This is a genomic window from Candidatus Zixiibacteriota bacterium, from assembly GCA_040752815.1.
Classification (GTDB): domain Bacteria; phylum Zixibacteria; class MSB-5A5; order GN15; family FEB-12; genus JAGGTI01.
Genome location: JBFMGC010000069.1, coordinates 1 through 12,539 on the forward strand (window position 1 = coordinate 1; position 12,539 = coordinate 12,539).

Annotated in this window: 7 protein-coding genes; 1 reads left to right on the forward strand and 6 read right to left on the reverse strand. The window is 57.8% G+C overall.

The window, feature by feature from the left end:
* Nucleotides 1–157 precede the first annotated feature (157 nt).
* The gene (locus tag AB1772_12285) at nt 158–1,306 is read right to left on the reverse strand and encodes an FAD-binding oxidoreductase (GenBank protein ID MEW5797120.1); all 1,149 of its coding nucleotides are present in this window, start codon (nt 1,304–1,306) and stop codon (nt 158–160) included.
* A gap of 301 nt (nt 1,307–1,607) precedes the next feature.
* Here AB1772_12285 and AB1772_12290 point away from each other — a divergent pair, with 301 nt between their 5' ends.
* Nucleotides 1,608–3,962, forward strand: coding sequence for a site-2 protease family protein (locus AB1772_12290; protein MEW5797121.1), 2,355 nt, complete (start codon nt 1,608–1,610; stop codon nt 3,960–3,962).
* A gap of 356 nt (nt 3,963–4,318) precedes the next feature.
* On the opposite strand, the gene AB1772_12295 is transcribed toward AB1772_12290, so the two are convergent.
* From AB1772_12295 to AB1772_12315, 5 genes are all read right to left on the reverse strand, one after another.
* On the reverse strand, nt 4,319–7,324 hold the full coding sequence (locus AB1772_12295) for a serine/threonine-protein kinase (protein ID MEW5797122.1): 3,006 nt from the start codon (nt 7,322–7,324) through the stop codon (nt 4,319–4,321).
* Nucleotides 7,325–7,342: 18 nt separating this feature from the next.
* Nucleotides 7,343–9,142, reverse strand: coding sequence for an ATP-binding protein (locus AB1772_12300; protein MEW5797123.1), 1,800 nt, complete (start codon nt 9,140–9,142; stop codon nt 7,343–7,345).
* Between the two features lie 315 nt (nt 9,143–9,457).
* Nucleotides 9,458–11,221, reverse strand: a complete 1,764-nt coding sequence (locus AB1772_12305) for a BamA/TamA family outer membrane protein (protein MEW5797124.1) — start codon at nt 11,219–11,221, stop codon at nt 9,458–9,460.
* 50 nt (nt 11,222–11,271) lie between these two features.
* Nucleotides 11,272–11,856 carry an NUDIX hydrolase gene (locus tag AB1772_12310; GenBank protein ID MEW5797125.1) on the reverse strand — a complete coding sequence of 195 codons (585 nt, stop codon included), beginning with the start codon at nt 11,854–11,856 and terminating at the stop codon, nt 11,272–11,274.
* Nucleotides 11,849–12,539 (reverse strand): PP2C family protein-serine/threonine phosphatase (locus tag AB1772_12315; protein ID MEW5797126.1); only part of this gene is annotated, 691 nt, incomplete at its 5' end. The genes AB1772_12315 and AB1772_12310, both read right to left, overlap by 8 nt.

The following is a 12,539-nucleotide window of genomic DNA, read 5'->3' on the forward strand; positions in this document are numbered from 1 at the left end:
TCCGACGGGGGTGTGGGGTTTCGCGCTAAACCGGTCGATGCGCGCAACCCGACCCACAAGTCTTGATTGCGGCAGGCGCGTGGGCCTGCCGATCAAATCAACTGATGTCGGTTTTCTTAGTCCCTCGCTTGGCTCAGGACCGGCGGAACCCGACCTACTAGATCACGTTCGTCTCAACCTGCAGTTCGCCCTTGGCGAAGCGCTCGGGGCTGAGATCAGAGATATCGACCGATGGTTCCTGTCCGGTGATTATCTGCGAGGACACCAACCCCGCCGCCGGGGCGTGCATCATGCCGTGACCCGAAAACCCGGCCACATGAAACAGCCCCTCGACAGCCGGTTCAAATCCGATTATGGCGCGGTGGTCGGGTGTGGTTTCGTAGAGCCCGGCCCACTGGTTGGCGATTTCCGCAGTCTCCAATTGGGGTATGCGGTCCAGCGCCTTTTCGAGAATGGTGTCAGTGTAGTTGGGGTCAATCGAGATATCGAACGACGGTTTTACATCGGGATCAGCCCAGCCGAGCAGCAGCCCCTTGGACTCCTTGTGCGTGTACAGGCCCGAAGCGACATCGACCACCATGGGAAAATACGGCTTAACGAAATCAAGCTCGCCGGTAGTCACGCATTGCCGTCGCACCGGCGCGACTTTCAGATCGACCCCAACCATGCGCCCAATCTGCGATGCAAACGCGCCGGTGGCGTTCACCACGACACCGCAAGTGATATTGCCGCGATTGGTAAGCACATCGGTAACCCGGCCCGCGGTCACATTGAGTCCCGTGACCTCCGTTTCCAGTTCTATCTCGACGCCCATCTTGCGCGCCGCTTTTTCATACCCGGCGAGGAACTCGTACGGATCGGCCAGGCCGTCGTCGTGGCAGAAAGTGGCCATCATGACATCGTCAAGCCGAACATGCGGGGCGTATTGCGGGATATCGGCTGGTTTGAGGATTTCGACGTTCAAGCCCAGGGAGCGTTGCAGAGCGACGCTCTGCTTGAATTTATCAACGTCTTCATCCCGGGTCAGCAGAAACATGTAGCCTACCTGGTCGAACAGGGCGTCCTGACCAGTGTCCTCTTTGAAGCGGCAGAACAACTTCTCGGACAGCATGGACATTTCGATGTTTACCTTGTTCGAAAACTGCGCTCTGATCCCACCGGCCGCCTTTGATGTCGAATGACTGCCTGCGAGGGGTTCTTTTTCGAGAAGAACGATCCGACCGTACCTGGCCCGGGCGAGATAGAAAGCGGTCGCCATACCGATTATGCCGCCGCCGATTATAACTGCATCCGCTTTGGTCCGCACATTACGCCTCGTGAAGTGTCATTCTTAGCCGCCATAGCGCGCTTTGGGCCAAATTTAGCCAATCATCAGGGATAGTCAAGGGATTGTACCTGAGGGGCCACCAACCCATGCGTGGTGGATGTCCTCATCAACTACGACCTATGAGATCATCGTAGGTCAAAACCCCTGAGTCTCACGCCGTGGGCGTGAGACGTGGTTTTGACAAGCGCGCATAAGGAATGTCGAAACCGCGGGGGTTTCGACCTACTTTCTCAGAGACGTATCTTGTTGTAGAATATCGTGATCGACTGTAAATTAGAGCATGGCCCTGCCCCCCAAGCTGCGATCCGATCTGGTATCATCGGCGTCTGAGATCGACGGCGCGACGGTCTACACGGTCAAGGACCCGATCGGCGGCAACTACTTCCGATTCCGCGAACCGGAACACTGGCTGATTCACCAGTTCGACGGCCGTTTGACTCCCGACGAGATCGCCGCTCGATTCAGAGACAAGTTCAATCTGAACATCATGAGTGCCGATGTCGCCCAATTCGCACTGGTCTTGGATAAACTGCTGTTTCTCGAAAACAGCCGCTCCGAGCAGGCGCTCAGCCAGGCGGGCAGGGCTGCCACACAGGAGAGGTCGCTGTGGAGCAGAATCCTCTATGTTCAAATCCGGGCGTTTAAGCCGGGACGGTTTCTTGATTGGCTCAGCAAAATCAGCCGACCGTTTTCTCGGCCGTTCTGGTTCGTTATTCAGGGAGCGCTGATTCTCACGGGCCTGGTGCTGCTCGTTGCCGATCTCGATGCGTTCGCGGTCAACCTGTCCCAGTTCTGGAATGTCGGCTCGCTTGGATTGCTCCTGCTGTCGCTGTTCATTCTCGTAACTCTCCATGAATTCGGCCATGCGGTGGTCTGCCGGCTCTACGGGGGAGAGGTGCGCGAGATCGGTTTTCTGCTGCTCTATTTCCAGCCCGGTTTCTACTGCGACCTGTCCGACGCCTGGCTCTTTCCTAAAAAATCCCAGCGGCTCGGGGTCACACTGGCGGGACCGTACGTGCAACTAATGCTGCTGGCGGGATCGGTAATCGTTTGGCGGCTGTCCGTTCCGGGTATGTTTCTCAATGATCTTGCCTGGATGCTGGTCACGGTCAACTGGATCAACTTTCTGTTCAACTTCAATCCGCTGATCAAGCTCGACGGCTACTTCCTGCTTTCGGACTTGGTCGATATCCCCAACTTGCGCCAAAAAGCGTTCGCCTATCTGGGCAACGTCGTGCAGCGTCGAATCCTGGGCTGGCCGGTTGAGTCGCTTGTCCATGATTCCCGCCACCGTCGGATATACATACTCTACGGCCTGACCGCCCTGGTTTACTCCGCTTTACTGCTGGGGTTCGTTTTCTCACTGGTATCGGCGTTCCTTATGGCCCAGGTCGGCCCCGCCGGTCTGGTCTTGTTGATTGGCGTTTTACTCTTTATATTGAGGTCGGCGCTCCGCTCACTGGCAAGGGGCGCGGTCACGCATCTTCGATATATGAAGCGACTGCTCAAACAACCTCTGAAACTGGCGGGCTACCTGGTAGTTTCCGCCGGGGTGCTGGTGGTCGGGCTGGCGGTGCCGATGCCGCACCGGGTTTCCGGCGAGGTGCTGGTTCGGCCGATTGCCGTGTTCACGGTCCGGCTCAACGAATTCGGCGTGCTGGAAAAAATCACCCGCCTCGGCGGCGAATCGCCGGAAACCAAAACCAATATCCTCCAGTTAGCCACCACCGACATGGCCGCCCTTCAAGTGGTGCCGATAGTCCACGATGGTCAACTGGTAACCGCGGGTGACACGATTGCCGCGGTGACATCAAACCAGATCACGCGCGAGATAGAGTCCGGCCAGGCCGAGCTCGAAAGACTCCGGGGCGAACTGGCGCTGCTCAAAGCGCCGCCGAAGAAACAGGAAATCGACGAGGCCAAGGCGCGCATCAACGCCGCCAAGGCAACGCTGCAGCAGTACAAACGCGAGCGGGATCGCATCAAGTCACTGGTGGAAAACAACCTCGAGGCGCGGGAGCGTCTCGAATCAAGCCAGTCCCAGGTCGAGATTGCCGAGGCCGAGGTCACCCGCTGGCAGTCCGCCCTGAACCTGCTGACTGCACCGCCCCGCGCCGAGGAAGAGGAGGTTGTCCTCAGGCAGATTCAGAAGCAGGAGGCGCAGCTCGCCTTTCTGATGGAGCAGTCCTCGGCGGCCAGTATCACGTCGCCGATCAGCGGGGCGGCGTCGGTGTCGGGCCGCGATGGTGCTATTGTCACTATTGCCGCATGCGACCCGGTGGAACTGCTGGTGCCAGTCTCCGATTTTGATTTACCGCGAGTCACACTTGGCCAGAGCGTGCAGGTCAAAGTTCGTTCCTTCCCTAATCGCACGTTTGCCGGCACGGTGGTCCGCCTTCCCAAAGCCGCCGATGCCACGACGACGACCCGTGAAACCGCCAACCCTGCGGCCAACGCGGCGGCAAACGCGACGGGGATTTTCCCGGTGACGGTGCTTGTCGAGAACCGTGACGGCCTTCTGTGCGACGGCATGTCCGGCTACGCGAAGATCGAGACCGGCAAGTCATCGCTGGTCACTCTCGGCTTCCGCAAAGTGTACCAGAACCTCCGTGTTGAGTTCTGGTCGTGGTGGTAAGCCGCGGTGTGCGAATCGTCGTGTGTGACCGCGCACGATGGATGATCCCAAATCCGGAAAAAATTTCCAAAACCGCTAAAGTCTTCCTATCGCACCGCAAAAAAGATGATTCAAGTCGGCGATTGCCTATTGACTAGCGGAGGGTGCGGTCGTATTATAACCGTGGTTGTGTGTGATCTCGATGGTCACACCCCCCTCTTGATTGAGGGGAGTCCTCTACTGTAAGTAAAAGGAGGTGAGTGCATGACGGACTACAAACTGAACGTAGAGGTGCTGGAAGCCCGTATCGCTCCGATTGGCTTGAGCCTGGGCGGCCAGTAGTCTTTGCGAAGTAGTTTTCGCGGTTAGGGCAGGCTCTATCGGCCTGCCCTTTCCTTTTGTCCCAGCCTGCTTCCCAGTGCTTTGATCTCCGCCGCCAGCGAGACGACCATCGGCCGTCCGAGAAACAAACTGCGATCAGTCACATCGTCTATAGTATCGGCAACCTGCTTGCACAGCCTGAGCGCCCGTTTGAAGTGGCTGAACGCGGTCTCGTATTCGCCGTCGGTCTTTGCGATACGACCGAGCATTGTCAACGATATGATCAGCTCCGGCGTGAGGCCGATGCGCTCAGCCAACGCGCGCGCGGGCTCGAACCGTGCGGCGGCCCTCGCGCGATTGCCCATACGAAGTGCGAGCGTCCCCGACACATTGAGCATCCAGGGCAGCTCCAAGTTCGATTCCAAGCCGTCCAGAGCGAGGAGGGGATCGTCGGCCATCGCTGAGACCGACTGCAAATGATCATGTTCAAGTACGAACTCTAAGCGGCTGAAAACAGCAATCCGGTGCTCTCGTCTAAGCTTGCGCTCTTCGACAATCTTTCTGGCGGACTCCCAATATGAGGGTTCATCAGTCAGCTTGAGCAGCAGAAGCAGGCTGTCGAGTTCCGCCGGTGAATTCCGAGACTCGACTGCCGCCTGATAGGTCTGGCGGGCGATAGTCAGCGCGCCCTCACGGTCACCCAGGTAGTACCTGATACTCCCGCGCTGGATATCCGCCGCCAGTCGAAGTGCCTGATCATCTAATCGGGTGAGAATGCTGTCAATGGCGGATAGCGCATGCGACGCATCATCATACTGCCCCATGCGCTTGCTGATTGTAGCCTGGTGTGAATAAAGCGGCCCTTCGTGGGCGAGAATGCCGGTGGACTGCGCCAGGGCGAGGCCTTCGTCCAGCAGTGTCTGTGACTCACGCAGTTGTCCGGCGGCGACTTTGAGACCGACAAGGTTTTCCAGATTGTAGAGGATTTCCTTTTTGCTGCCTATGCGACGATTGATTGCCAGTGCCTCGGCGAGCGCCTCGGCGGCTTTAGCATCAGACCCGGCCAACTGGTAGGTATAGCCGAGATTATTCAGTGTGCGGGCAATCTCGCCCTGATTGCCGATTTCCTTCTTTAGCTTAAGGGAGTGGTTGAACAGGAAGATGCTTCGCTTCAGTTTTCCCTGCACGCAGTAGACCGACGCGATGTTGTTCAGCGTAGACGCTACATCCGTGCGCGCGTCGAGACGCTTCTGTATTCTGTAAGCGGCGCGATACTGGGTCAGCGCCTTACGGGTGTCGTTGCTGAGCCAGTGGACGTTGCCCATATTGGTAAGGGTGTGGGATATTTCGAGTTCGTCGCCTAACTCTGTAAACACTGCGAGAGATTTCTCCAATGCGGCGAGCGCCGCTTTGCTGTCCTGACGAAGGCGGTATACATCGCCCAGCAGTTTGTAGGTTTCAGCAAGCAGTTTGTCAGGCGGCCGGTCCTGGTAAAGGCGGATGACGCGTGAGAAAGTCTGGTCGGCCAGGTCGAGTTCTCCGGTGTCCTTATGAATGATCCCCTTCAGCTTCAGGCTCTCACGAATTTCGTATTCGCGTCCCGACATTCTGGCCGCCCGGTCGACTTGCAATAGAAGCGCCAGGGCATCCGGGGCGCGGTCTTCCCGCAGGAAAGCTCTCGCGGCTATGTCGGCGCATCGCTCGGCTTCAGAGAGATTGCCTGCCTGCAGGTGCAGGCGGGCAGCGATATCGTGAGCGTTCATCTGGTCGGCAACCGGCGCGACCTGGGCGGAAATCCGTTTGATCGCGCAAGATCTCAGCAGGGGGAGAAGAAGCTGGGGTAAGGCGCGGGGCAGGCCGTCAGCTGCTGCGGGCGTCTCAGGCAGAATGCGGTGAAGATCAGCAAAGCCACCCGTCACTGCTGCCCGCACCGCGATCTTCTTCTGCGACAGCCTGGCCGGCGAAAACCGACCGAGCGTGGCTTCTCTCAAACGGTGCGGCCAGTAGATGTCGCCTGAGAAGCGGAATCGACCGTTGTCGTACTCGAGTAATCCGCGCCTGAAGTTGGCAATGAGTATGAGGAGGAAAGTGTTCGTATCCAAGTCAGTCAGTTCGGTCAGGCGCTCTCGTTCGGAGTTGCTGATCCGGAGATGATGCGACACGATGTCGTCAAATGCGGTATCTCGTCTGATAACAAATCCGGGCTGCAGCACACGCCGGAACGGATACCGAGCGCCGATTGCCTGCAGCGTGAGACACACTTCCCATGCCGAATCCGGCCGGCCATCTGCGTCTTTCGCGAGAAGTCGATTAATCAATTGGACAAGCTCCTCCGACAATTCCGGTCGCAGTTGAGCGAGCGGTGTCGGAGCTTGTTCACAAATGCGCCCATTCACTTTCACCGGGTCGTTATCTTCGTTCATGAACGGGTGGCGTCCAGTCAGAAGCTGGTACGCGATCACGCCCAGCGCGAACAGGTCTGATTTTGGAACGGTGAGGTGCTCGCGGATGGTCTCCGGCGCCATGTAGCCGACCGTACCCAGACCCAGGCGGGAGCTTTCCGGCTCGCCGATTCGCCGCCCAAGTGAAAAGTCAGAGAGCTTCACCCAGAAGAGTTGTTCAGATCGTAGATGCTTCCAGTTCTCCGGTAGAAATACGTTCTGCGGTTTGAGGTCGCCATGGATCAGGCCGGCGGCGCGCAAGAACTCGAGGTCGAGTGCGATGGCCGAAATGATGTTCAGGGTCAGATCGAGATTGTCGAGTTTTCCTACCCTATCGAGAGTCGGGCCGGGGCAGAATTCGAGTATTAGTCTGTCGAAATGTGGAGCAGGATCGACCAGCGGTCGCACCAGACCGGGAAAGCGGTATGTGCTGATCAAGTCGTATTCGCGGGCGAGCAGGCATCCGAAGTCCACTCGGGGCGTCGCAGTGTCCGCGCGGGCATACTTTATCGCTACGGGGTGCCCAAGCTGCTTGTGATAGGCTTTGACTACTTCCGCGGTCCCGCCCGTACCGAGGGGTTGGATATCCCCCACCGAGGCGTCTTCCGCGGCCTTGTACATGGCGTCCCGTACCGCGAATCAGTGCTTTTGCATCCGTGGCAAGATGAGCGTAAAGGTAGTGCTCCGTCCCGGCTCGGAGCTGACAGTCAGCTCGCCGCCGTGCTGCTCGATAATCGCCTTGCAGTTGTACAAACCGAGACCGTGCCCGCCCTTCTTGGTGGTAAAGTGCAGGTTGAAGATCTTCGCCTGGGTCCCGGCCGACATGCCGGTGCCGTTGTCTCGCACGCTCGTGGCCAGCGAGTCTTTGCCGCGGTCGAACCAGGCCTTGATCTCAATTTCGCGCTTGGACTCGGCCGGGTCGGCGTCCTCGGCAATTACACGATCCTCGATCGCGTCGGAGGCATTATTGAGCAGGTTGAGCAGCACCTGTTGAATCTGGCCGACATCCATCTCGACCGGCGGGATATCATCGGCCAGGTCGATCGTAAAGTGTACGAGCTTGAAGCGAGGCTGTATCTGCAGTGAGAACAAAAGATCGTCGATTAGGTGCTTGATATCGTAGCTGATGTACTCCGGCTCGGGCTTGGAGAAGTCCATCAGGTTGTCGACAAATTTCTTTATCTTGAAGATATTGTCGGTAATTGACTTGGCGTTGAATTTCACCTTGTCGAACTTTTCGCGGTCTATATTCACAGACATCAGCTCGGCGTTGTTGGCGATAATCGAGAGATAGTTGTTGAGCTCGTGCGCCACCGACGCGGCCATCTCGCCGCGCGCCACCAGCTTCTCCGACAGGATGACATACTGCTCCATGGTGACTTTCTCAGTGATATCCTCGATTGCCATGATAAGGCCGTCACGGCCGTCGGGGAGATTATCCAGGGGCGAGATCTTCAGCGAGAGGACTTTCTCGAGGTAGCGCGTGTGATGATAGAAACGCGGCTCGGAGACTTCGTGGCCGGTGGTCAGAACCATGTTTATCATGGTCTGCCAGCGCTGCATCTGCGATTCCGGCAGGGTGTCCAGAAAGCGGGTCGGTTCGGTTCCGGTCCGGAAGTCTTTGATTTTGTCTTTATCGAGATCGAAGATCTCGAGCGCCGCCGGGTTGATTGTCAGAATACGCCCGCGCGCATCGATTACGACAATTCCCACCGGTGAGTTGGAGACCACCGAATCGTTGTACTGCTCGAGCCTGAGCACGTGGTCATAGACGTGGGCGTTATGCAGAGCATTGGCCACCATCTGGGCGTAGAGCTCAAACAGGTAGAGGTCGGACTTGAGAAACATCCGGGCCTCACTCGAATTGTCGAGGTAGATGACACCGAGGGTGCGGTCCTTGATTTTGATCGGCACGCACATGATCGAGCGGAGGTGAAGCTCGATCACTGACTGCTGCTGGGCATAACGGTCATCGTTCTGCGCATCCGAAGTATAAATTGACCGTCCGCTCCGGGCGACCTGCCGGGCGATACTGGTCGAAATCTTGAATTCCTCCTGCACCATGTCTTCGCGACACAGATTGTAGACAGCTCTGACCTGAAGGTCACCGGTATCGTCGAGCAGCATGATCAGGCCGCGCTCGGCCTGCATCAGCTCGATCGCTTTCATCATGACGAGCTGAAGAACGTCGTCCAGCACGAGTGATGAATTGACCGCCATGGAGACTTCGAGCAGAGCCCGAAGGTCGGACTGGCGGGTGTTGATTTCGGTGGTCTCGTCGGCCAGACGGGGATTGGACTCCGCCACCTGGTCGAGCGTGGCTTCGAGATCGGCGAAAAGATCGGTGGGCGGCCGGTCTGCAGATTCCGCCACCTGGGCGGGGCCGCCGGAGAATTTCGAATGGGTCCTGGTTGGCGAGTGCTTGTTAGTCTTTTCCATTCAAACCTGCCGAAACTATGGGTATTCAATCACGTTATCGGCGATCTGAAGGGATTTCTTAAGACGGGGAACCATCTCGATGCTACTGACCGACAGGGACTTGTCGGTCGATCATGTCGACCTGCGTGAGCTGACAGAAGACGACTGCTGTTAGCAAATACGCAGTGGCTTAGTCAAAGACATGGGACGAATTTCGGAGACCGGCGGTTGTAACTCGTTATGTCACAGTTAATTATGATGCGATGCTGAAGTGTAGAACGAACGCGCTTCGAGTGGGGTGTTCGGTTGGAACGGCGAGTGCGCGAAACGTGCCAATCAAATCGAGAGCGTCAGGCGGGCGAAGAAACGGGGGTCGTTGTCGTAAGAGCGGTCGAGGCGACGAGCCAGCCCAACTTTGAAATCGTTGCCGATGTAGATCGCCGCTCCGAGTGAATGTTTGATCTCGGAGTCCCCAAACCTTGCGTTTTCTCCGATCCGCCCCACATCCCAGAGCAGCGATGCCGCAAAGTCGCTGCGCGGGAAGTCGATTCGGTACTCGAAATTGGCCAGCCAGAAGCGCGACCCGGAATATTGCTTCTGATGGTATCCATACATGGTACCCAGGCCGCCCAGATAGAACCGCCGGTGCATGGGCAGTTCACCGCCGGAACCGCCGTAGACTAACCGCATGACAGCCATTACACGCCGATGAATCTTCTGATAGCGCGCCGCGCTCAGGCGAAAGCGGGCGAAATCAAAATCCGATTCCAGGCTCGGGCTGGACTGCTCCAGCCAGGCATCAGCTACCCAGGCGGAAAAGCGATAAGGATCGTCATCATCGCGCGTATCGAACGCCGCCTGCAGGTACCACGAGTAGTTCGTGCTCGTGTCGATTGCGACAGCGCCCGCTTCACGGAGCGGCACTTCGACCTGGCTAAAGTTGTCTCGGAATCGTTTGTTGCCCCCGAATAAAGACCAAAGCTGCTGGGTCGCCTCGAACCATCGGGTCTCCTCGTAGCGGAACCCGGCCTCAACATGCAGATCGGGAACGGGCCGCGACCGAAGGTAGGCATGAGCGCCCTGAGCCTCGTACCAGTCTTTATAGTCCTCGCCGATAACCATGGCGAACGCGGAGTTTTCCTCATTCGATATCAGCCAGTCGTCATCGGATGCGAGAACGCGGAATAGCTCGCCTCCCACCGAAAACGCCGGGTTTCTAAGAATCGTTTGTTCGGCTCCGAAGCGGTACCGCCAGCGCCTGGACTCGAACGCATAGCCGCCTCCGACCCATAAGACGGGCAGGACCGAGTCAGGATCGGCAAACCGGCACATCGGCGCGACTGACAATCCGTCGACCCGGTTATATTGAGTCATTGCGGCATCGAGGTCGACCCGGAAGTACTTCTCGTAGGTGCTTTGGAACCGGCTGAAACGATGGCGACGGCCCATCGCGCCGTCTTTGTTTGAGCGCACCTCACCGTAAACCGACGCACTGCCGGAGAGGTCAACGCGACCGGTTACGGTAACCGCATCTCCCCGAATGACCGCCCCCGGACCGACGTCGATATTACCGAACAGGGAAACAACGTTATTACTAACCTCGCCGCCGATATGTATATCGCCGGTGACAGAGAAGATGCTTCCGCGCACGAAGTCGTCATGTCCAACTGTCATTGGCTCGAACAGCGTGAATCTGTTGCCCTGCCTGATGCGCCCCGGCCGACTCGATGCGCCCTCACGGAGGTAAAACGAAATCCTCGTGTAGTTCTTACGCTTGCTGACCTCGATATCAGTCGCGCTGTCAAAGGGGAGGATCTGCTGGTCGGTGTGAAGCCCACCACTATCGATCACGGTCTTTCCCTTGAAGCGCACCCCGTTGCTCCGGATTTCGAGTTCGGTGAGAGGGAGAAGAGTGGCGGTTTCATCGGTCTGATCGCCGACCGTGTACCCGAAAAACTGTTCGTTAAAGAAAATCTCAAACAACAGTTTCTTGCTGGAGGTGTCTTTGTATTCGGTATACTGGGCACTGGCCGTACCAGCGAGAAGGAGCAGCATGAGCACGCCGAAGCAGCGGCAGAGGCGGGTCACGAACAAACGCATGAGGGGATCTCCGTTTTCACGGTCAATTGAACTGCCCGCGAGACTGGGAGTCAACTTTTGATTTGAGCCCGCTTTCGCTCACGGTGGTCGTAGTCGGCGAGGGCCTGGCGATGGGCCTCAAAGGCGATGTCCGCCGGTAGGGCATCGAATGGAAACCAGCGCACCTCGCGGGCGTCGTCGGCAGGCGCGATTTCGCCCCCGATAACTTCGCCGAGATAGAGCATCAGCACCGCGTTGGAGCGGGGGTCGTCGCTGCCGGAATAGACCTCGAAGAACGAGGTCAGCCGAACTTTTAGCCCGGTTTCTTCCTCTAGCTCTCGGACTGCTGTCTGCCTGGGGTGTTCGTTCCATTCCATGAATCCGGCTGGAATGCACCACCAGCCGATTCTTGGCGGGTGGGCACGCTTAACCAGCAGAATGTGGTCGTTTTCGACAAGCATCACGCCGGCGGCAGGAATCGGATTCTGGTAGAACACGTAGCCGCAGGTCTGGTCGGGGCAGTACAGTCTGACCAGGCCCTCGACTTCGCCCTCCTTCAGTCTCAGGCCGCACAAGGGACAGAATTGGAAGCCGCAGTGGTGCTTCTTGCGTTCGGTCAGCTTGGCCTCGTCAAAACGTACGTGCTTATCAGACATTGGAAGGCGCTCCATTGGTCACTTTCATGGTGATGATCGTTGTGTCGTCCTGCGGGGGGGAGGTTGGGTCGTGGCGGCGAACATCGGCGAGAATCCCGTCGAGCAACTGCTGCGGATCCAGATGGCGCTGCGACACGAGAAATTCGCGGATGCGCGCCTCGCCGTATTCGACCCCGTCGGTGTTCATGGCTTCGGATAGGCCGTCGGTGAAGAAGAAGAGTACGTCGTCGCGCTGAAGCCGGACCGATGCCGACTCATAGCGAATGTCAGGGAAAGCGCCAATCACCGGTCCTCCAATGTCGAGTAGTTCCACACTACCGTCGGACCTGACCAGGAGCGGGTAGTTGTGCCCGGCGTTCGCATACTTCATTTCGCAGTTAACCATATCCAGCTCTGCGTAGAAGAGCGTAACGTACTTCTCCGACGAAGTCGATGTAGCCACCTGCTGGTTCATATTCTTGAGCACCATCTCGATTGGGTTGCCGTTGTTGACCTCGCTTCGCAGGATCGCCTGAATCTGAGCCACCATCAGGGCGGCCGGCATCCCTTTTCCGGAGGCGTCGGCGATCACGATGCCGAGGCGGTTCTGGTCGCGCATGGTGATGAAGTCGTAGAAGTCGCCTCCGACCGTGCGCGACGGTGTCGAGCTGGCGGCAATTATCGACATCCGGCATTCCGGGGGG

Coding starts and splice junctions, on each gene's coding strand:
- AB1772_12290 (MEW5797121.1), top strand. CDS start 1,608: ATGGCCCTGCCCCCCAAGCTGCGATCCGATCTGGTATCATCGGCGTCT.
- AB1772_12295 (MEW5797122.1), bottom strand. CDS start 7,324: ATGTACAAGGCCGCGGAAGACGCCTCGGTGGGGGATATCCAACCCCTC.
- AB1772_12300 (MEW5797123.1), bottom strand. CDS start 9,142: ATGGAAAAGACTAACAAGCACTCGCCAACCAGGACCCATTCGAAATTC.
- AB1772_12305 (MEW5797124.1), bottom strand. CDS start 11,221: ATGCGTTTGTTCGTGACCCGCCTCTGCCGCTGCTTCGGCGTGCTCATG.
- AB1772_12310 (MEW5797125.1), bottom strand. CDS start 11,856: ATGTCTGATAAGCACGTACGTTTTGACGAGGCCAAGCTGACCGAACGC.